The 21,793-nt window shown below is 39.3% G+C and carries 16 protein-coding genes; 9 read left to right on the top strand and 7 right to left on the bottom strand.

The annotated features are described in order from the left end of the window. The first annotated feature begins 133 nt into the window (after nucleotides 1–133). The 4 genes from B0X70_RS06710 to fur all read left to right on the top strand — a co-directional run bounded on the left by B0X70_RS06710 (nucleotide 134) and on the right by fur (nucleotide 3,045). Entirely contained in the window at nucleotides 134–1,102 is a 969-nt protein-coding gene (locus B0X70_RS06710) for a GlxA family transcriptional regulator (protein ID WP_217471171.1), read from the top strand. A 138-nt stretch (nucleotides 1,103–1,240) separates the two neighbouring features. Beyond that, nucleotides 1,241–1,528: a LexA regulated protein gene (ybfE, locus tag B0X70_RS06705; protein ID WP_110090925.1), complete on the top strand. Its 288-nt coding sequence runs from the start codon at nucleotides 1,241–1,243 to the stop codon at nucleotides 1,526–1,528. A gap of 174 nt (nucleotides 1,529–1,702) precedes the next feature. Continuing rightward, complete coding sequence (gene fldA, locus B0X70_RS06700) at nucleotides 1,703–2,233, top strand: flavodoxin FldA (protein WP_036776677.1); 531 nt, start codon at nucleotides 1,703–1,705, stop codon at nucleotides 2,231–2,233. Between the two features lie 365 nt (nucleotides 2,234–2,598). Continuing rightward, complete coding sequence (fur, locus tag B0X70_RS06695) at nucleotides 2,599–3,045, top strand: ferric iron uptake transcriptional regulator (protein ID WP_036776678.1); 447 nt, start codon at nucleotides 2,599–2,601, stop codon at nucleotides 3,043–3,045. A gap of 103 nt (nucleotides 3,046–3,148) precedes the next feature. Here fur and B0X70_RS06690 read toward each other — a convergent pair whose 3' ends face one another. The 6 genes from B0X70_RS06690 to B0X70_RS06665 form a co-directional block, all read right to left on the bottom strand. Next, nucleotides 3,149–3,430, bottom strand: coding sequence for a type II toxin-antitoxin system YafQ family toxin (locus tag B0X70_RS06690; RefSeq protein ID WP_036813362.1), 282 nt, complete (start codon nucleotides 3,428–3,430; stop codon nucleotides 3,149–3,151). Continuing rightward, nucleotides 3,417–3,680 (bottom strand): type II toxin-antitoxin system RelB/DinJ family antitoxin, encoded by a 264-nt coding sequence (locus B0X70_RS06685; protein WP_011145648.1) that lies wholly within the window; start codon nucleotides 3,678–3,680, stop codon nucleotides 3,417–3,419. The genes B0X70_RS06690 and B0X70_RS06685 overlap by 14 nt, the downstream gene beginning before the upstream one ends. Before the next feature lie 222 nt (nucleotides 3,681–3,902). Continuing rightward, nucleotides 3,903–6,578 (bottom strand): beta-N-acetylhexosaminidase, encoded by a 2,676-nt coding sequence (locus B0X70_RS06680; protein WP_217471170.1) that lies wholly within the window; start codon nucleotides 6,576–6,578, stop codon nucleotides 3,903–3,905. Nucleotides 6,579–7,301: 723 nt separating this feature from the next. Next, a complete protein-coding gene (locus B0X70_RS06675) occupies nucleotides 7,302–7,751 on the bottom strand; it encodes a cupin domain-containing protein (protein WP_217471169.1) in 450 nt (149 codons plus the stop codon). 545 nt (nucleotides 7,752–8,296) lie between these two features. Further along, on the bottom strand, nucleotides 8,297–9,964 hold the full coding sequence (locus tag B0X70_RS06670; RefSeq protein WP_217471168.1) for an FAD-dependent oxidoreductase: 1,668 nt from the start codon (nucleotides 9,962–9,964) through the stop codon (nucleotides 8,297–8,299). A 1,343-nt stretch (nucleotides 9,965–11,307) separates the two neighbouring features. Beyond that, a complete protein-coding gene (locus B0X70_RS06665) occupies nucleotides 11,308–12,069 on the bottom strand; it encodes an iron-containing redox enzyme family protein (RefSeq protein ID WP_051560666.1) in 762 nt (253 codons plus the stop codon). Between the two features lie 446 nt (nucleotides 12,070–12,515). Between B0X70_RS06665 and B0X70_RS06660 the strand changes: the two genes are divergently transcribed. Then, on the top strand, nucleotides 12,516–13,409 hold the full coding sequence (locus B0X70_RS06660) for a LysR family transcriptional regulator (protein WP_036776691.1): 894 nt from the start codon (nucleotides 12,516–12,518) through the stop codon (nucleotides 13,407–13,409). A gap of 186 nt (nucleotides 13,410–13,595) precedes the next feature. On the opposite strand, the gene glnS is transcribed toward B0X70_RS06660, so the two are convergent. Then, on the bottom strand, nucleotides 13,596–15,263 hold the full coding sequence (gene glnS / locus B0X70_RS06655) for a glutamine--tRNA ligase (protein WP_217471167.1): 1,668 nt from the start codon (nucleotides 15,261–15,263) through the stop codon (nucleotides 13,596–13,598). Nucleotides 15,264–16,294: 1,031 nt separating this feature from the next. Between glnS and B0X70_RS06650 the strand changes: the two genes are divergently transcribed. The 4 genes from B0X70_RS06650 (at nucleotide 16,295) to nagA (ending at nucleotide 21,786) form a co-directional block, all read left to right on the top strand. After that, entirely contained in the window at nucleotides 16,295–17,587 is a 1,293-nt protein-coding gene (locus B0X70_RS06650) for a glycosyltransferase (protein ID WP_217471166.1), read from the top strand. Nucleotides 17,588–17,936: 349 nt separating this feature from the next. After that, complete coding sequence (gene nagE, locus B0X70_RS06645; protein WP_217471165.1) at nucleotides 17,937–19,451, top strand: N-acetylglucosamine-specific PTS transporter subunit IIBC; 1,515 nt, start codon at nucleotides 17,937–17,939, stop codon at nucleotides 19,449–19,451. Nucleotides 19,452–19,726: 275 nt separating this feature from the next. Further along, nucleotides 19,727–20,539, top strand: coding sequence for a glucosamine-6-phosphate deaminase (nagB, locus tag B0X70_RS06640; protein WP_105399048.1), 813 nt, complete (start codon nucleotides 19,727–19,729; stop codon nucleotides 20,537–20,539). Nucleotides 20,540–20,625: 86 nt separating this feature from the next. After that, a complete protein-coding gene (gene nagA / locus B0X70_RS06635; RefSeq protein WP_217471164.1) occupies nucleotides 20,626–21,786 on the top strand; it encodes an N-acetylglucosamine-6-phosphate deacetylase in 1,161 nt (386 codons plus the stop codon). Nucleotides 21,787–21,793 lie beyond the last annotated feature (7 nt).

Here is a 21,793-nt window from a genome sequence, read left to right as displayed (position 1 = left end):
GTCTATTTTTGTTTATTTGATTAATAAATTAACAAAATGTAAATAAATTATTTAAATTGTAACGTTCAGTTATTAATATGTTAGATAAATTAAATATCTTTATACATCTTAACTTTTAAGTTGGAGAACTCTTATGGATAGGAATCCAGTTTCGTTAAGCGCTTTGGCATTTTCAGGAGGATCTCTAACTTCGATTACCGGCCCGATAGAAATTTTAACCACCGCCGCTCACTTAGCCGGAGCACCGGAACCAGAAATCAATATTATTACCCAAGATAATCAAGATGTTATCGGGCTAGGCGGTGTTCGGCTAAAGCCCAATAAACTCATAGGAGAAATTAAACAAACAGATATTGTCTTGGTGGGGGCAATCGGACTCCCCTATAACGATCTCAACTCTTGCACGCAAGAAACCTTGGATTGGTTGCAAATGATGGAACAAAAAAATATCCCTATCGTCTCTATTTGCTCTGGTTCATTTATCCTGGCTAAAGCTAACTTACTCAATAACCGTAAAGCCACCACCCACTGGCTATTTACTAACTTATTTAAGGATATGTTTCCACAAGTACAGTTACACTCGGAGATAAAAATCACCAGAGATAACAATATCTTTTGTACTTCTGGCACCTATGAATACAACGATGTCATGATGCATATTGTTGAACAGATATATGGTCAAAACACCCGGGAAACCTGTAGTCAGCTTATATTTGGCGATATGGAAGGACTTCCTTCGCATACTCTGGCAAGTTTTGTCCCCTATCGCCAACATTCAGATACATTAATCCACAAACTACAAGACTGGATGCATTCTGCCCCATCGGACCGATTATCGGTTGGCAATTTAGCCGATAAAATTCATCTGTGTGAAAGACAGATGAAGCGGCGTTTTAAGACTGCAACCGGCCAGACTCCTATTCAATATATCCAACAGATTCGATTATCTCTGGCGAAATGCCGGTTAGAAAAATCGAATAAGACCATAGAAGAGATCAGCCATGAAGTTGGCTACGAAGATACCCGTTATTTCAGAGAGTTATTCAAGAAACTTAATGGGTTAACACCAGTAGAGTACCGTAGAAAATACCAGCACCGCTAAAACGGAAACTCAATCACAATCCTTTACGGATAAGCAATGACGCCGCTTTTATCTTTGTCAGGCAGTAGCGATACACTAGAAGCTGGGGTATCATGGCGCGCTATATTTTATGGTATACGCCCTTTATTAATTGAATTTATGGCAAAAGAACAAATGGATCGCACCACTCTGGATTTGTTCGCAAATGAACGCAGACCGGGGCGCCCAAAAACCAACCCACTTTCCAGGGATGAACAACTCAGAATCAACAAACGTAACCAACTTCGCCGTGATAAGGTGCGCGGTCTGCGTCGTGTGGAACTGAAAATAAATGCTGATGCAGTAGATGCGCTTAACTTTCTTGCACAGCAACGCAACATCAGCCGCAGTGAACTCATCGAGCAAATTTTGTTGGCCCAGTTAGCAGAAAGCAACATCACGACTTGATAGCATTGAAGGCACGAAATCACACAAACTTGACAGAATTGTCCTGACTGTTTAGTCAAAATAGGATTTTGTTTTTTTATTAATACAATCAGTACCTTTTTCACTGACTTTTAACATTTTATACGTATATCTCATACAGAAATACACAAATAAAACAAGAGGTTATATTATCCTATGGCAATTATAGGTATATTTTTCGGCAGCGATACCGGCAACACAGAAAATATTGCCAAAAAGATCCAAAAAATTCTGGGTTCCGACATTGCAGAAGTCCATGATATTGCCAAAAGCAGCAAAGAAGATATCGAACAGTTCGATATTCTGCTACTCGGCATCCCTACCTGGTACTACGGCGAAGCGCAGTGCGACTGGGATGATTTCTTCCCTACTCTGGAAGAGATCGATTTTGAAGGGAAGTTGGTCGCTCTTTTTGGTTGTGGCGATCAGGAAGATTACGCGGAATATTTCTGTGATGCGATGGGAACTATCCGTGACATCATTGAACCCCGCGGCGCCATTATTGTTGGTCATTGGCCAACTGAGGGCTATCACTTCGAAGAATCAAAAGGTCTGGCTGATGATAACCATTTTATCGGGCTTGCTATTGATGAAGACCGCCAACCAGAATTAACAGAAGAGCGTGTTAATGCCTGGACCAAGCAGATCTACGAAGAGCTGAGTTTGTCAGAAATTCTTGCAGGATAGCGGCCTATCCCATTAAGCGCAATTGGTGCAGGCTATTTCTTATCAATAGTGAACCCACGGTAGGTGAGAAGTGACTCGCTTCACTCGCCCTGTGGGATCGCGTTCAAAGGCTATTGCTTTTATTAGAACACTGCTTAAATCCGCTTTTTATTACGAAGAATGGCAAAAAATATCCTAAACACGATAAATAGTAAGGTTATTCCTGCCTTTTATAAATGATTATTCTGGCAAAATGTGTAATGAAAGTTCAGGTTAACGTGGTTTTCATTTTCACTAGCCATGCCTATAATCATAATCTGATAACTAACTGGTACTTTTTGAAGTATCGCTAAGTTCACTTTACTGAGTAACAGGACTGAATCCGCATGACCGACAACAACAAAGCATTAAAAGATGCTGGACTTAAAGTTACACTTCCTCGATTGAAAATACTGGAAGTGTTACAGGAGCCTGAATACCACCATGTCAGTGCGGAAGATCTCTACAAAAAACTGATTGATAACGGTGAAGAGATTGGACTTGCTACTGTCTACCGCGTGTTGAATCAGTTTGATGATGCCGGAATTGTCACCCGTCACAACTTTGAGGGCGGCAAATCGGTTTTTGAACTCACTCAACAACACCACCACGACCATTTAATCTGCCTGGACTGTGGTAAAGTCATTGAATTCAGTGACAAATATATTGAAAGACGCCAGAAGAACATTGCTGAGCGTTATGGGATTAAACTTTCAAACCACAGCCTTTATTTATATGGTCACTGCTCCGCCGGTAATTGCCGCGAAGATAGTAGCGCACATGACGAGAAGTAATTCACGCCTGAACCGCTAATTTTTTATCTACCTAGAGGGGAACCCGCCAGGGTTCCCCAAAAGGGGCTATATTTCAAGCTGATTCAGGTCTGTCAAAGATGAGCTATAAGCCAAGCTCTGAGTGAGAGCCAAGACGGACAAGGCACAATGTGTCCGCATCGGGTTTCTGATAAATCAGTATCAAGTCAGGCTTGATATGACAATCTCGAAAATCCTTCCAATCACCAGAAAGAGCATGATCGCAATATTTCGGCTCTAGCAAACTATCAGAAGCCAATAATTCAATCACCAGCATCAGTACGTCATCAAGAACTTCACGATGCCGACCTTTCTTTTCTCTCTTGTAATCTCGCTTAAATTGGCTTGCGTAGTCAATCGTCCGCATTAAGATCGGCCATTAAATCTTTTACAGTGGAAAATGATTTACCGCAACCTTTGCGAGCTTCTTTCATTGCAGCTATTGTTGTCTCATTTGGTACCAACGGCTCAAAAGGTAACACTTTTTCTCTTGCTACCCGCGTTAACATCATGCGAACGGCATCTGATACAGTCAAACCCATAGCAGCCAGAACGGCAGCCGCCTCTGTCTTAATCTCTCCATCTATACGGGTTTGTACTAATTGGTTTGTAGCCATATAAGATCTCTCATTGAATTACATTGTAATGCAACTGTAATTCAATGAGTGTCTATAATCAACTTTCGCTCAATACATGAAGAGGTAATTGAGTTTCATCTATTGAAAAATTTTTACATAACTAACGTCATAGATATAACTGTAGTTTATCCAATTTACCCATTTTCCTCTGAATCTGTAGATTGAGGAACCCATCAGGGTTCCCCTCTTGCTACAACATTATCATGCCTTTACGTTATCAATTCGGCTGTAACGTTTACCATCCGGGCTGACAGAACGGATTAACACATCACCTCTCACTCTTGGGCGTTTATGGTTGTTATAAACTTCCCAGTTACGACCGCCATCAGTCGAATACTGAATGACCAATCCAGGCAGAGCAACATTAGCCCGCAAAATGCCACGTTTTACCTTAGCCCCCGGAACCGGTAAACGGTAAGCAATGCCTGCTTTATCCAGTTTACTCAGTTCACGTTGCCCTATCAGGTTAGCGAATCGAGTCCAGTCACGATTAAGCGCATCTACATCGACTTTATACGTTTCTCCCCGCTTATATGTCTGACCCGGAACATAATCCAGTTCCCAACCGGCCCGGTGCCATGCTCGTTCTGCCAGCGGCAACAAGCGCGGATAAATCATATATTCCATCTGCTCATCAGTACGAACCGTTTCACTCCATCCTTGACCTGAAAGCCCATAAGCGCCCGGCCACGGTTTATCACTTTTCGCACGGAATGCATTACCATCACGGTCAACGGAAGTTTCAGCATTTTGTGGCATGTTATTAGGCGCAAAACTAAAGATCTTAGCTTCATCGTTAAAACGGGCCGCCCAATAATAGCCACGCTCCTGTGGATGAACTTCATATGGCATATCCAGATAAATATAATCTGGATTAGATATCACCACTTCATAGCCCTTATTTGCCCAATCATTGACTGAATCAAAACCGCCATCGTAGAGAGTATCCCAGAAATTCACTCCAACACGTTTAGTGGCAAACTCTTTAGCACTGCCAGCATGTTTTAAACCATCCTGCCACGCCTGCATCCTCTCGATACCATTAGCGTTCACAATTTTGCTTACTTCAATTGCGAAATAACTGGCAATATGATCAATATCTTTCACAACACCCTGTTCTATCAACTTCTGACAAACCTGAGATTTAGACCACGGTTTATCTTCCGCACTTTTATCAATGATGCCCTTACCCGGTACGATAGGACCATTTTTATCCTGGAATCCATCTCCTAAACGGATATTCTTCGCTTCATCTCCGCCGAAATGCCAGGTCTCCAATGGTGAGCCAGCAGCTTTATGCATAGCGGCAATTTCACCTATGACTTTCTCAACAAACCGTTTTGAAGAATCCATACACGGATTTAAATAACTGCGACGATCATAGAGCTGAACAGAGGTTGCTCTGGTGGTATCCGTTGGGTCCAGCAAACGATACTCATTCGCTCCTTTCACATTCCCCTGAGCGATCAATTTCTTATAGCGAGCTTCCATAGAAACAACGGCGGCACGAGCATGGGCTGGCATATCAATTTCAGGAATAACGTCGATATAACGCGCTTTGGCATATTTCAGAATATCAATATAGTCTTGACGGCTGAAATACCCGCTGCCCATATTGTTGTTATCAGGACCTGAACCCAGTTGTGGCAACAAACATTGAGTTTCATCTAAATCATGACACCGCTGGCTGCCGACTTCCGTCAACTCAGGTAATCCAGGAATTTCCAAACGCCAACCTTCATCATCAGTCAGATGAATATGGAATTTATTCAACTTGTAACTTGCCATTTGGTCAAGCAAACGCAGAACGGCCTGTTTACTGTGGAAATTACGCCCTACATCAAGCAGAACCCCACGATATTCAAAGCGGGGCGCATCTTTTGCCGCCAAAGTAGCAATCTTCCTATCGCCATCAACAGGAATTAATGACAACAGAGATTGAAGGCCGTAAAACACCCCAGATTGGTCAAAAGCAACAATTTGCGCCCCATTCTGGGTAATATTCAGACGGTAAGCCCCTTTAACCTGCCAATCACCGGTAAAATCTGAAGAGACAATTTGGGTCGCAACGGGATAACCACTATTCTCTAATTTAATTCCTTGATCAGTAAAACGTTTTCTGACAAGAATAACTGCCTCGTCATTTAAACCACCTAATTCCAGTCTCACTCCGCCAGATAAATCAACATCCTCGGTAAAAATCTGAACCTCTTTTGGTGTCGGGATAATTTGCCCACGCAATTTTTCTGATCCAACCTTTTTGACCTGCAAGTTTTTCATATAACGATTTTCAGGCGTCATCAGAATATTGTTATCTGTCTGCGTGCGTTTCCACTGATCGCCGGTAAAAGCAGATAAAAATTGGCTCAGATCTTCTGTATCCGTATTAACAAGTACTTTAGGTTTCGCGTCACCCGACGTTGCATACCAGCGGGGCAGAAAATCAGTACTGTAAATCTGCCAGTATTCTCCAATAAGCGGCAGTTTTACCTGCTCATTAACTTTAATGCCGGTGAATTTTTCGGTTGGCTCCAGTCTATGTAAATCGCCCGTGATACGTGTGATTTTGAACTGCTCATTATCCACACTCAGAACCTGGCGGATACTGTGGAAATAAATCGCCCAGTCAGAAGAGTCAATCGCCTGACTACCATTGGTTAAAGTAATATCCACTCGATTACATTTAGCCCAATCCGCCCCCAGTACCGCACAGTTAACGCCGTGATCTCCCGCCTGATTATCAACAACCTTATAATTAACTTTTAATTGACTCAGTGCATCAACCACTTGTTGAGCTGTTTGGGAAGCATATACAGAGCCTATAAGTCCAACTGTTGCAGTCAGTGCTGCTAATGTATGCAATTTAAATTTCTTCATTATTACCTCTTTCAAACACAAAAGTTATGTAAGGTAAGCCGCTGCTCAGAAACACTAAGAGCAACAACAACGAGCCATGAGAAGACAATAAATGACTTGATGACGTTGAATTTAATCTCTTTCTCACTTTGGAAAAATAAATGCCAATCTTGCGCATATGTAACCATAAAATTACTGCTAAAAATGTAAATCGATTTATAAAATAAAAAACCTTACATTAAGAAAGAAAATTAAAATCACTTAATCAACATCTATAAAGACTATTTTTCACATCATGAATTATCAATGAAAAAAAAGAAATTTTTTGTAAAACATGACAGAGAACACATTACAAAGAAACACGAGGTAAGTTATATACATCATTGATATAAAAATAAAAAATAATACAAAACCGAAAGATTAACAATATGAAAAACGTACTAAAAAATAGATTGATTAATACATCTATTTTCCAACTAAAATAGATGTAAAATTATTTATCAATGATAATATTTAAAAAAATAAACTATCAGTTGTGATTTTTTATATTATAGACAATAGTTAAATAATCCGAATTTAATTAAATAAAAATTCAGTAATTGAGGTGAAACCTCTATTTTTCTCAGAATTAAATTAGAGAAAATTAATACATATAAAATACCGGGATATTGCTAATAAGCTTTTATCCCGGTTAAATCATTATCTTTTTTAAGTACAATCTATACAACCTATATTTACTTGAATTTAAAGCTCTTCACGAACAGCAAGACCTAAGTTTTGCAACATTGGCGCATTCTCACATGCAATATAGAATACTTCATTAATAGCACTACTGTTAACATGTTGATGCCATGCCCACACAGGCACATATATCGCATCACCGGCTTTCCATGAAACATGTTGTTCACCAATGAGTGAATACCCCTCACCATCAACAATATATATTATGGTTTCATAACTGTGTCTATGTTTACGGGTTGATTGTCCAGGTTGTAATCCTCCCAGAGTCATACTGAGAACTTTACTGGGTAAATTAACCATAGCCACTTTATGGCGCCTTTCATTTGAGAAACTCAAATCTTGACTCAATTCAGAATTCAATACATCTTCATGAATCAATTTAGCAGGCTTATCTTCAATTAATTCTCCGGGAACTTTGCCAAAGTCTCCAGATGAGAAAAACGTTTCTTTCACTATAATTACCTCCAATATTGTAGTTTATTGTAAAATTTGCATTCTGAAATAACACCCAAAATATTTCATCTTACAAATATCTTAGGCACCATTTCTGCCTATGCTCCCTAATTATCCTGGCAATACCATGTTATATATCCGTTATCTTTCAAGTTGCCTCTTTGTTGGCTGCACTCGCTCACCCCAGTCACATAGTTATCTATGCTCCCGGGGATTCACTCCCTTGCCGTCGCGATGCATCTTGAAATCTTTAGGGTATATATCTATTAGTTCTGACAAAAGTGCAAGAAATTCCATCAAAATTACCGATAAATATTTTTAATAAAATTAACTATATTATTCTGCGTAATAACAGTGATGGTTGAACTATATTATCGTTCTATACACCCAACCACCCGTTCCACAGGCGCACCTCTCTTAATACGCTAACACCAAACCCCAATGATATTTCGATTGTTCGCTAATTTTTTATATGCACACCAAATAACCATCAATGCTTTGCTATGACAATTATATTAGTCCTATCGACATTACCAGAAGGGCCGTTACCTGCCGACAATTTTATCCAATATTGAACCTATATTGTCAGGAACCTTATCACCTCTCCAAGCAATATATTGGTCAGGGCGCACTAATAGGAGCCTGGTTTGATATAATTGCCAAGCATCATGACCGGGAAGATCAACAATCTTGACCGGAATTTTACGTTGATATGCTTGAGCTAATAATTCAGATATATCTGGAAAATGAGATCCTACCCGCAGCAAACTAAATCCAGTGCCTAAAATATCGAACAGAGATACCCTGACGCCAGGAATAGGTGTAAGCCACAAATGTGGCAATCTCCCTCCAGGTACGCTACTCGGTTTATAATTAAGCCAATCATCATCCGGTACTGGATCGCTATTAATAATATGAGGAGAGTTATTATATCGGGCGCCAAGTTCAACACCGATAGAAGTAAATTGACAGCGAAAATTACTCAGCTCAATACCAATTTTTTCACGCGCCAAATCACCCGCAGAATCCGCATCTTCCAGATTCTCAGGCACATATAGTGATGCTGTCTGCCGGGTATAAGAGCGTGCAGCGGCAGTATTTCTCAATGCAATTGGGCGACGCTCGCTTTCATAAGAATCCATTAGCGTATTACCTGCCCAACCATTTATAGATGCAACAATTTTCCAGGCTAAATTGCTAGCATCGTCGATCCCCGTATGCATGCCAAAACCACCTGTAGGGGAAAATAAGTGAATAGAATCTCCTGCTAAATATACCCTACCCTCAGAATATTTATCAGCAACGAGAGCAACACCACCTTTCCATATCGTATTGCCAAGGACTAATACCTCAACATCTGAACCGATTCCTGCCCGCGCTATGCGAATGACTTCCGAATCATCAATAACTTTCCCATCTTTACTTTGGGTCACAAATAAAAAATCATCTTCACCGTCCAGGCAGATAAATAACATATGCTCCCTAGGTGAGACAATACCGTAGATAAAGGATTTTTTGTCTCGTAATAATCCTTGATGAATTCCAGGAACACGGATATAACTGGAAACCATTCCACCCGTTAGAAAACCTACCTTAGCTTCCACTGTTCCTTCGTATGCTATACCAAGTTTAGATCGAATAAAGCTCTGCCCGCCATCGCTCCCAACCATATATGCAGCCTGCCAGACTTCATCGGCATATTTTCCATCAACATGCTCCGCATAAAGTTTTACTTTATCTTGATACTGGACAAAATCTTTAACACGCCAGCCATATCTCATTGTGATATTTGGACGACTCCTTGCATGTTGTAGCAAAAACCGTTCAACATACATCTGATTTACACGTACTATTGGCTCTGGCACAGGATCTGTCGAAACCGCATTTTCACGCATAGACATTTTTTGCATTTCCGACAGCAACTTGATTCGTGCAAGCTCCCATCCATTAAGCCTGGTAAAATATGACGCGTCCAAAGGGAACTCTTTTGGCAATCCTAACGACCGAATAGGCTGAGATATACCTAAACGACGATAATGTTCCATAATACGGGCGCTATGGGTATTACCTTTAGGCTGCCATCGGGTATCCTCCTCTAAATTAAAGATAACGGAGCGAACACCATATAAATCCAGGAATAAAGCTAACATTAGGCCAACAGGTCCACCACCAACAATGGCAACGGGTGATACAGAAATATTTTCCGAAGTCAAAATATATTCTCCTTAATAATAATTTATGCCAATAAACATTTCAGCTCCAATATATCAATTAAAAATTTTTGTATGTTTTTGAATTATCGTCTTTTCTTCTCTCTTCATATAGAAAAATAGTTATAATCATGCTTTATAAATTATTTATTAAACATTATTTTATTTCCCTAACAGCTAGCCCCCACAAGCCTCTTTGCCTATAAATTGAGATACTTACTTTGTTACTTTCTTAAGAAAACATTTATATGTTATATCTTCTGGATTGTTAAGCGTATAATCAGTTTCTTCTCGAAAAAAATCACTTTCAAGAATAAATGGAAGATTATAATTCAAAAAAATAGCATCAACATTTTTACTATTTTCTAATATTTTAGATATATTGCTATTTCCTACAGAAACGAATTTATTTACCCTATATCGCATTATACTAAACAAGGTATATACCCGTTATCTTTCAAATTGCCTCTTTGTTGGCTGCACTCTCTCACCCCGGTCACATAGTTACCTATGCTCCCGGGGATTCGCTCCCTTGCCGTCGCGATCCATCTTGAAATCCATAGGGTATAAGTTCATTGTTTCCTCAATATCAGCCGCAACAGGTGGACAGTATCCCTCTAATGCTATCATGGCAACAATAACTCTTACGCTGTAACCTAATTCCAAAAAAGAAGCAGCTTAAATTCTTAGTAAAAATACCGGTGGGCTGAAAATGAGTTGGTGGGAACACATCTTTGTGAATGTTAAAGAACCGCTCCATACGTTCAAACTCAGAAACATCGGGAGATTCAACAAGAATCAATTTTTCTTACAACTTTGATAATAGCATTCTCATGAAAAACTCAATTCATAATATATTACCTTACTTATAATCAATTCCAATTACTGGATATGTAATTAGCGGTTTTTAGAATCCTATATGAAACTTTTTTATTTCTTTAATATTTATCAAGAATTTTAGCAGAAATACTCCTTAACTTATGTTTCAGAACTTTACTTATCGTCCTCGTAGGAATTTTGATCAAAGCTATTCACAACCACCACACATTCTCTAATATAGTATTTCTTCTCAGACTTTTCCAATATTAGTTACATAATTTGTTGTCCAACAATATTTACATTTAAAGTTAACTTTCCATTCAATAGAATAGACAATGATTAATTTCTTTTTTTATTTTTGATATCATATGAATTCAACCCAATAATTATTACGTTATATATGATCGCAAACGTTTGTATTGTTTCTTTCACCATAAATATATCTATCAACACTTTATGCTGATATTTCACCACTAGAAACCATATCAAGTACTTTTGCTGCACATGTCATTATGACGCAAAGTATCTCAATCACATTCGGATAAAAGCGTTACATCTGTATTTACCCCAATATTGCTTTGATATAGTTCATTAAGCATCGCAATGCGAAAACGCACCATTTCTTCACCCACTGCAATAACATCCACCCTCCGGTAAGGTTTCTCCTCAATCATCCGATCAATAATTTTCCTCATCGCAATGGCATGATCTTCATCTTCTTCAACATGGATTCTAAAGAAATGCAATGCATCATCAGGTGCCTTTATGAATTGCAAAGCATCCAAAATTGGGCCATAAACCAAAGGTACAATCGCCTCAGCTCCTAAACACAGTGCCGCAAGCCCTCTTAGAGAATCATCACTGCGGCAGTGGCGAAACATAGCATCAATCAGTTGCTGAGTGCTGTTAAGAATCGGATCACTTTTAGGAACAGCGTTAATAGCTGCCATCGCCTTTTTATATAACTCTGCGTGAGATATCTTTGCAGCATCGGTTCCTGTTAGCTCTTCCAACAAATTGTGAGAAAGCAACACAAAATCTTTTTGGTCTGCTAAACCTCCCATCAATGAACAGAGATAGCGGGTAAAATATTGTGAATAATGATGGTGCTGGATCATAAATTTTCTTAATAAATTCTGCTCCACCTGTCCAGAGCGGCAAGCGACCAGAAATATATTTGAATTAAGCTCCTCCAATAACTCTTTAGAGAAAACGTCTTCCCATAGTGGAGATAAAAAATAACCGGTTTCTTTTCTAAGTTTGTTTTGAGTGTTGATAGCGAGTTCCATAATAAACCCTTTTAGTAACATTCAACCGATGAAATAGATGATATATAGGCTCTTCTCAAGCCAAAAATAGTCGTTCTATGTTTATGCAATCCTATCAGTCTGTTAGCACAGATTGCCGCAATACCGTAGGTAAGAATATAGATGTTAATGGCCAAACTCAGCTCTACTGTGCTCCCATTACGCACGGTATTCAAAGGAATGACCACGGTCATAAGACAAGACGAGTGAAATTTTATTTACACTCGATCCCGTATCTATTTTGGTTTTCATGACCATTTCGATTTTCGCCCTTAAATATGTACTGTGCATCGCTATATGGCAGCGAAAGCAAAATGAATTTTATTTCATACTACAGATTCGCTAATAGTGGATAAATAGACCTAAAATCACTTCTGAAGTGACTTTCTTGTCACCAATAGTGACCTAAAAAAATCCCAGGAGGCCAAATGAATAATTTGAGTGGATTTATAATCTTCATCCATGTAGCCGAAGCTCGTAGCTTCGCGACAGCAGCCCGGCAACTCGGACTCTCTCCTTCGTCCGTTAGCAAAAGCATATCCCGCTTAGAAGAGAAATTAGGTGTCCGCCTGCTCCAACGTAGCACACGTAGTGTCAGTTTGACGGCTGAAGGCACACTGTTCCTTGAGCGCTGCAAACGTATCCTGGACGAGATTTCCACTGCGGAACATGAACTATTAAGCTCCATCTCTGCCCCTCAAGGCCGCCTGCGAGTAAGTTTGCCATCGCTCAGTAACCTGATGTTGCCCGTATTATCCGCTTTTGCCACCTGTTACCCACAGATAGAGCTAGAACTGGATTTTAGTGATCGATTAGTTGATGTTATCGATGAAGGGTTCGATGCTGTGGTTCGCACTGGAGAACTCAACGATTCACGACTAATGAATAAACGTATAGGGTCTAGCCGTCTTGTCTATGTTGGCGCTCCAAGCTATTTTGCACAACACGGTAAACCATCACATCCCGGAGAGTTATTACACCACGCCTGTTTGATGCACCGTTTTCCCACTACCGGCCTGTTGGAGAAATGGCCTTTGCGCTCAGGAACATCCGAAGTAGACATTCATCTCCAAGCAAAAATAACCAGCAATCACGTCGAAACATTGCTACACATGGCGATCCAAGGTCACGGCATCGCCTGTTTGCCTGATTTTACCGTTAAACAAGCCTTGGTTAGCGGTGAATTGTTAACCATTCTGGATAAGTGGGCGGGTACTTCAAGCACTTTCCGTGTTCTCTGGCCATCTAACCGTTGGGTATTACCTAAAGTCAGAGCTTTTGTCGATTTCATGGCAGATAATTTATTCCCAAAAGATAAATAAAATATTTATCAACAACTTATAGAGGTGTTTACGTATGAATTGATACTTTTGATTTTATCCTGTAATCCTGATAACCCGTTTACCCATAGCTTAGCTTTCTCTAGTAATGACAAATTTAGCCATAAAAAAACTGCACCTCATGCTGGATTAAATGTCCAACTTGTGAGGTACAGTTCATTATCTTAATTAATCCTGAGAAATTTTTGCCCAGGTATCACGCAGACCAACGGTACGGTTAAATACCAAATTTTCGGCGCTGGAATGACAACTATCAGCACAGAAATAACCTTCACGCTCAAACTGATAAGTTTGTTCTGGTTTAGCATCAGCTAAACTTGGCTCCACAAAGCCCTGACGAATCACTAGCGACTCTGGGTTAATTGTCGCCAGAAAATCATCTTCTGCCCCTGGGTTTGGTACGCTGAACAGACGATCATACAGACGGAATTCCGCAGGAACCGCATGAGCCGCGCTAACCCAATGAATCACACCTTTCACTTTCCGACCATCCGCTGGATCTTTATTCAACGTTTGATCATCGTAGCTGCAATAGATCGTCGTGATATTATCGTCAGCATCTTTCTCAACGCGCTCCGCTTTGATGATATAAGCGTTACGCAGACGGACTTCTTTACCCAATACCAGACGCTTATATTGACGGTTCGCTTCTTCACGGAAATCTGCCCGGTCAATGTAGATCTCACGGCTAAATGGCACTTCACGGCTGCCCATCTCCGGTTTGTTCGGATGATTAGGCATACTCAAAATCTGCTCCCCTTCCGGCATGTTTTCGATCACTAATCTGACCGGATTGAGAACAGCCATTGCGCGGGGGGCATTTTCGTTCAGATCATCACGGATGCAAGACTCCAATGCTGCCATTTCCACATTGTTGTCCTGCTTGGTGACACCAATACGACGACAGAATTCACGAATAGACGCGGCAGTATAACCACGACGACGCAAGCCCGAGATCGTTGGCATACGGGGATCATCCCAACCTTCAACAATCTTATCTGTCACCAACAGATTTAGCTTACGCTTAGACATGACTGTGTATTCAAGATTCAAGCGCGAGAATTCATACTGACGCGGGTGACAATCAATAGTGATGTTTTCCAGCACCCAATCGTACAGGCGGCGGTTATCCTGGAACTCCAGCGTACACAGCGAATGTGTAATACCTTCAAGAGCATCAGAGATACAGTGGGTAAAATCGTACATTGGGTAGATGCACCATTTTTCACCGCACTGATGATGTTCTGCAAATTTAATACGGTACAAAACTGGATCACGCATCACAATGAAAGGTGATGCCATATCAATTTTAGCGCGCAGACAAGCTTTACCTTCGTCAAATTCACCGGCACGCATTTTTTCGAACAACACCAAGTTTTCTTCAATACTGCGGTCACGATATGGGCTGTTTTTACCCGGTTCTTTCAACGTGCCGCGATATTCACGGATCTCTTCGGGACTTAATTGATCAACATAAGCCAGACCTTTGTTGATCAATTCAATAGCATATTGATACAGCGTATCGAAATAATTAGAAGAGTAGCGAATATCGCCGCTCCACTCAAAACCTAACCACTGAACGTCATTTTTAATAGAATCGACGTATTCAACATCTTCCTTAACTGGGTTGGTATCATCAAAACGCAGGTTACACTGGCCCTGATAATCTTTTGCAACACCAAAGTTCAGGCAGATAGATTTCGCATGACCAATATGCAGATAGCCATTGGGTTCAGGCGGAAAGCGAGTATGTACCGATGTATGTTTACCAGTTGCCAAATCTTCGTCAATTATCTGACGAATAAAGTTTGTCGGGCGGGCGTCTGCCTCACTCATTTCTTATACCTCAATAATGCAAAAATGCGTCACATAACCGCCTATAATCCAACAAGCAGTGCTGAGAAACAACCGTTTGTTCATGTAAAATGGCGATTCAGTATAAAGTTGGAGCGAAAAAACAACTCTCCGCCGAAAAAGGAACTGCTTTTATAATTTTTTACTGAAAAATAAGCATGATACTTAGCAATCCAAACCCATTTATCCATGCTTCCACAATCTCATATATAACAAATAGTTACGAACAAACCTTTATTAAGATCGAAAAAGCACTCAACAGTGGCATAGTCAACAATACAGCATGCTTTATTTATAATTATCCGTAAAAATGAAGGAGCATTGAGTAATTTGCAATATGAAATAACTCATGAAACTATTTTCAATCAATATTTCATTCAACCATAAAAAACATTATCGAATAATAACCATCCAATTTTAAAGAATAAATAATTGACACTATGTTTGTCATAAATAACCACTTGATAAAATGAACATAAATCTATAATTTAAATTTCTAGATTACCTATTAATCGATGCTTTCACTCTGTAAATATAAAAAATAATTATACATATCAAATTTACGATTGAAACACCATTAATGACATTATAAATTAAATTTTTATATATAAAAAACCAAGAATAACAATAAATTAATCTCATAATCAATTCTGATAATTCAGTATTTCACCATCATGATTTTATCTCTATTACACCACTATTCTCTAACGGGTATTTGTTTGAAAATAAATTTATAACCAAGCCAATAAAATAAACTAAAGAATAATAAAGAGTTACGTTACATACACGCATTTTAATGTTTAAACCATCGTAAATAAACAATAAAATACTTTGCAATTTATTATTAAGGTAATAATATTATCAGGTATCTTATGTGTAATAAAACTATCTAAGTATAGTATGATACACTTAATCAATCCTAATCATTCTGAATATTAAACTAGAAAATTAACACATGAAAACAATGCTCAATAATTTCATTTATTTAATAAAACACCCTAAGGGAAATAAGAATGCCAAATATAATATCAAGCAAGAAAGTAGCAGCAGCTCCAGCAGTAATAGTCATTAATGGCAACTACATATCAAATGATTATCATTCTGGTTTTAAAGTTGGAGCGACATCCTTCGCACTAAAAGTTGCTGATTATTTTACAAAAAGAAACTTACTTTCTGGTTTTATACTCTACAAAAGAGATGAATCATTAATTTCACCTAAAATAACCGAGGGTATAATTAAAGATATAAAATGTATAAATATCTTTTTTAATTTCTCTATGAAAATTTCAGACATAAGAAATATGCTGGAAAAATGTATCTCAATATTATCAATAGAAAATGACCAGACAGTTCCTGCAATAGTTTATTATCAAACAGATACATTATTATCCTATCACCCTCCCCATATACCTTGTTGTATAACGCATCATGGCCCTTTCGTAGAAGACTTTCATCAACACTATTCTCTGGAAAAGACATATGATGCTTTTGAAAATAAAAATAAGGCTCAACATCTTAATATTCAACAAATGAAAGGGATTGAGACATTAATTGATAAAAAATATTTTGTTTTCCAACATTCAAAATTACAAGGTAATTTTTTACTCAAAAAAGGAATAAACCCAGACAATATAAAAAACATTAGCCCACCTATTTTCTTTGAAGAAAATACTGAATTGAACATAGAAAATAAATATATTAATGATTTTATTAAAATTAATAAAAATGAATTATTATTGTTTACTGCGGCAGCCAGATTAGATTATTTTAAAAATATAGAACTATTAATCAATTCAGCAGTTGATTTACTGGGCAAAGGTATTCCCGTTAAAGTTTTCATTGCAGGTGATGAAGAGAGCAAAAATACCAGAAGGAATAAATTGATATCTATGGTTCCCCCCAGATATCAGTCACAGTTTTTTATATCACATAAGTTATCCCAAACAGAATTATTTAGCGTTTTCAATAGCATAAAAAACAAATCTATTTTTGTATGTACATCACGCTATGAAACTCTTGGCATTACACCATTAGAAGCGGCATTAAATGGCGTATGCACAATCTTACCCAATTTAAATTTAATTGAAGCAGCTTCTTATTTTTCTTCAGAGTATAAATTTACATATAATATAGATTCTCTTACTGAGAAGATAATATCAATATACGAAAAAAATCTATTTACCACTAGTCAACAGTTACAATACATAAGTTCTTTAATTTCAAAAGCATACTTCGAAGATAGTATGGAAAAAGCATGGGAAGAAATCTCAATAAGTTATATATCAAACCAAAACTCTGTCTCTTAATGTCTAATCATAACACTTAGACTATCCACTAAATCAATGGGCACATACAGATGCCCATTCCTAAGACTCTTATTAATTTATCCGTTTTTCATTATCAAGTTTTATGTCACTCAATCTATTTCGATAGCTAAAAATCAAATAAATCACTATGTTAATTCAATTGAAAATCTGCATCCGTTTACTACACATGACTTAATTTATGCAATTTTAAACAATATCGCTACAGTGATCACAATTACTCATTTATGTGTAGCTTTTTATTATTTTTCAACTAAAAATAAGTTGTATTGCTGTTGTTCATAGCGAGCTATTTTTTCAATAAAACATCCTACAACTAAAGGTAAGCATTATGGGTATATTCAACTACTTGCAGCGATTGGGAAAAGCATTGATGCTTCCCATTGCTACACTTCCCGTAGCCGCGCTTTTGCTACGTTTCGGCCAACCCGACGTATTTAATATTCCTTTCATCGCCAGCGCTGGCGGTGGTATTTTCGAAAACCTCCCACTGTTATTTGCATTAGGTATCGCAGTGGGCTTAGCAAAAGATAATGCTGGCGCTGCCGCACTGGCAGGTGTAGTTGGCTTTTTAGTACTCACTAAAGCCACGTCAGTCATAGACTCGACTATCAATATGTCTTTTTTCGCCGGTATTATCGCGGGTATTGTCGCCGGTCATTGTTATAACCGTTTTTCAGATACACGCTTGCCAGAGTTTCTTGCTTTCTTCGCAGGCAAGCGATTAGTCCCTATCATGACAGGCATTATTTGTCTGTTCATTGCATGGATATGTGGCTATGTCTGGCCGTATGTCCAGCACGGTATTGATTCTTTCAGCCTGTTAGTATCAAAGAGCGGCATGCTCGGATGGTTTACTTATGGTGTACTTAACCGCTCTCTCATTCCATTTGGTTTGCACTATATCCTGCACTCTGTTTTCTGGTTTAGTCTGGGTGACTGCCTGAAAATTACTTATGATTTAGCCAGCTCTGTACATAATATCTGCCTAGCGCCGGATGTTGTCCGTTCTCTGACCATCGGCGCAGCGGTTCCAGGCATTGATGGCTCAACCATTACCCAAATAGCCACCGATATGAGCCGCGGCGACTTGAACCGTTTCTTTGCCGGTGATCCACATGCCGGAGTTTACATGGCCTGGGCTTATCCTATCTTCATGGGCGGTTTGCCCGGCGCGGCGCTGGCAATGTATTTATCAGCGCCAAAGGAACGTCGTCCTCAGATTGGCGGGATGTTATTATCCGTTGCGTTGACAGCATTCTTAACCGGTATAACTGAACCAATAGAATTCTCATTCTTATTCCTAGCGCCCGCTTTATATGTTCTGCATGCAATATTGGCTGGCGTTAGCATGGTTATCGTCAATTCATTGGGTATTCTGCATGGTTTTGGATTCTCCGCCGGATTAATTGACCTTGTATTGAGCTGGGGTCTGGCAACCAAGCCGTGGTTGTTAATCCCATTAATCGCCTTGTTCTTTGTGCTGTATTTTGTTTGTTTCACCCTCATGATTCGTATTTTCAACTTACGTACCCCAGGCCGTGAAATTGGAGAGACAACTCAAGCGATCTCTGCCGCCCAAGATAACGAAACAATCCAACATTACATTACCGCTCTTGGTGGCGCACAAAATATTCATACGGTAGACGCCTGCATTACCCGTCTTCGCTTAACCGTTGGAGACAACACTCAATTGGATGAACACCGGTTAAAACAATTAGGTGCAAAAGGCGTCCTGAAAATAGGTAAACAGAGCGTTCAAGTTGTATTAGGTCCCCAGGCAGAAAGCATTGCCGGGCAGATACGCACTCAACTACATTCAGAGAAACCACACAAAAGGTCATAGCTAAAAACACCTTGAATTTAAAAGGGAACTCATCTCTCGTTCCCTTTTATTTTCCTTGCGAAATAAGATGACTTAATAAGTGACAAAAACCGTAAAATTCATAACTTTTTTATTAATTTTCTAGCTATTCTTTACATCTTATTTTAAGATAAAAAATATCTTTGAGGTACAGCATATCTCTGCTCATACCAATGATTTAGTATTCGCACGATAAGAAGATTAGTTAATCAGTTAATTTATCCAACCGCTATAATTTCTTGTTTTAAGAGGCACTTATGAGGCTGATCCCCCTAACGAATGCAAGTGACGTTGGTAAATGGTCCGCACACTATATCGTTAGCAAAATCAATGCATTTAACCCCACCGCCGAGCACCCTTTTATTTTGGGGTTGCCAACCGGCAGTACACCACTGGCAACTTATAAAGAGTTAATTGTTCTGCATAAAGCAGGGAAAGTCAGTTTTAAACATATTGTGACATTCAATATGGACGAATATGTCGGTATCGCCGAGAATCATCCACAAAGCTACCATAGATTTATGCACCAGAATTTCTTTGATCACATTGATATTCCAAAAGAAAACATCAATCTGCTCAATGGTAATGCCTCTGATGTCGAAGCGGAATGTCAACGTTATGAAGACAAAATTAAATCTTACGGTCAAATACATCTATTTATGGGAGGTGTCGGTAACGACGGTCATATTGCCTTCAATGAACCGGCATCATCTCTGACTTCCCGTACACGCATTAAAACACTTACCGTAGAAACCCGCACAGCTAACTCCCGCTTCTTCGATAATGATATTAATCAGGTGCCTAAATACGCCCTGACCGTCGGCGTAGGCACGTTAATGGATGCAGAAGAAATTATGATCCTTGCAACAGGTCTCAATAAGGCTCAAGCCATTCAGGCGGCAATTGAAGGCAATGTCAACCATATGTGGACGATAAGCTGTCTGCAAATGCATCCTAAATCCATCATTGTTTGTGACGAACCGGCAACAATGGAATTGAAGGTAAAAACAGTCAAATATTTCCACCAACTGGAAGCAGATATTATCGGCGAATTCGCCAGCAAAAACTAACAATCTACACAGCCTGACGCCTCTCTCGCAGGCTGATTACCGTCATTATCTTCAATCATCATCTCCCGATCCCATAGGAGGCTAAGATGTATGCTTTAACCAACTGCATTATATATACCGGTCACAACAGACTAGATGAGCATGCCGTTATCATTGCAGACGGCTTAATTAAACGAATTTGCCTAATACAAGAGTTACCCGAACAGATTGAAAAACGTGATCTAAATGGCGCAATTCTTTCTCCCGGCTTTATTGATCTGCAAGTTAATGGCTGTGGTGGTGTTCAGTTCAACGATCAGTTGGAAAATATTTCAGAAAAAACACTGGATATCATGCAAAGAACCAATGAACGCTCCGGCTGTACCAGTTACTTACCCACTCTGATTACTAGCACAGACGAATTGATGATGGCCTCTGTTGAAGTCATGCGCACTTATCTTAAGCATCATCAGCATCAGGCTTTGGGCCTGCATCTGGAAGGTCCTTATCTCAATCCGGTAAAGAAAGGCACTCATAATCCAGAGTTTATCCGTAAGCCTACATCTGAAATGATAAATTTCCTGTGCGATAACGCTGATGTCATCACTAAGTTGACTCTCGCACCGGAAATGGTTGAACAAAAATATATTCAGCAGTTAGTAGAAGCCGGTATTGTCATTTCCGCCGGTCATTCAAATGCCAGTTATGAAGAGGCCCGACAGGGATTCCAAAACGGAATTACTATTTCAACTCATCTTTACAATGCCATGCCAGCTATTTCAGGCCGCCAACCCGGCTTGATTGGCGCTATCTTTGATACACCTGAAATTTATGCTGGAATCATCGCTGATGGTTTGCACGTTTCATGGCCAAATATTCGTAATACCAAGCGTTTGAAAAACGATAAGTTAATTTTAGTAACAGATGCGACGGCCCCAGCCGGACTCGATCCGACCTCCTGTAAAATGGAGCATTTCACCTTCGCAGGTAAGACCATATACTATCGCAACGGATTATGTGTTGATCAAAACGGCGTTCTAAGTGGCTCTTCTCTCACTATGATAGATGCCGTTAAAAATAGCGTTGAACATGTTGGTATTGCACTAGATGAAGCACTGAGGATGGCAACTCTCTACCCTGCTCGCGCAATTGGCGTTGATAAATATCTTGGCGCCGTTGAAACCGGGAAAATCGCTAACCTCACTGTTTTCAGTCACGACTTTAAAATCTGCAAGACCATCGTTAACGGAAAAGAAACTGAACTTTGACGGACTA

Source organism: Photorhabdus akhurstii (assembly GCF_019090985.1).
Lineage (GTDB): Bacteria > Pseudomonadota > Gammaproteobacteria > Enterobacterales > Enterobacteriaceae > Photorhabdus > Photorhabdus akhurstii.
Note: the sequence above shows the minus strand (reverse complement) of the source record. Positions and strands in the feature narration are given on the sequence as shown.

Bases quoted from the DNA above. Each gene is read 5' to 3' on its own strand.
- B0X70_RS06710 (WP_217471171.1), top strand. From the start codon at position 134: ATGGATAGGAATCCAGTTTCGTTAAGCGCTTTGGCATTTTCAGGAGGA.
- ybfE (WP_110090925.1), top strand. From the start codon at position 1,241: ATGGCAAAAGAACAAATGGATCGCACCACTCTGGATTTGTTCGCAAAT.
- fldA (WP_036776677.1), top strand. From the start codon at position 1,703: ATGGCAATTATAGGTATATTTTTCGGCAGCGATACCGGCAACACAGAA.
- fur (WP_036776678.1), top strand. From the start codon at position 2,599: ATGACCGACAACAACAAAGCATTAAAAGATGCTGGACTTAAAGTTACA.
- B0X70_RS06690 (WP_036813362.1), bottom strand. From the start codon at position 3,430: ATGCGGACGATTGACTACGCAAGCCAATTTAAGCGAGATTACAAGAGA.
- B0X70_RS06685 (WP_011145648.1), bottom strand. From the start codon at position 3,680: ATGGCTACAAACCAATTAGTACAAACCCGTATAGATGGAGAGATTAAG.
- B0X70_RS06680 (WP_217471170.1), bottom strand. From the start codon at position 6,578: ATGAAGAAATTTAAATTGCATACATTAGCAGCACTGACTGCAACAGTT.
- B0X70_RS06665 (WP_051560666.1), bottom strand. From the start codon at position 12,069: ATGGAACTCGCTATCAACACTCAAAACAAACTTAGAAAAGAAACCGGT.
- B0X70_RS06660 (WP_036776691.1), top strand. From the start codon at position 12,516: ATGAATAATTTGAGTGGATTTATAATCTTCATCCATGTAGCCGAAGCT.
- glnS (WP_217471167.1), bottom strand. From the start codon at position 15,263: ATGAGTGAGGCAGACGCCCGCCCGACAAACTTTATTCGTCAGATAATT.
- B0X70_RS06650 (WP_217471166.1), top strand. From the start codon at position 16,295: ATGCCAAATATAATATCAAGCAAGAAAGTAGCAGCAGCTCCAGCAGTA.
- nagE (WP_217471165.1), top strand. From the start codon at position 17,937: ATGGGTATATTCAACTACTTGCAGCGATTGGGAAAAGCATTGATGCTT.
- nagB (WP_105399048.1), top strand. From the start codon at position 19,727: ATGAGGCTGATCCCCCTAACGAATGCAAGTGACGTTGGTAAATGGTCC.
- nagA (WP_217471164.1), top strand. From the start codon at position 20,626: ATGTATGCTTTAACCAACTGCATTATATATACCGGTCACAACAGACTA.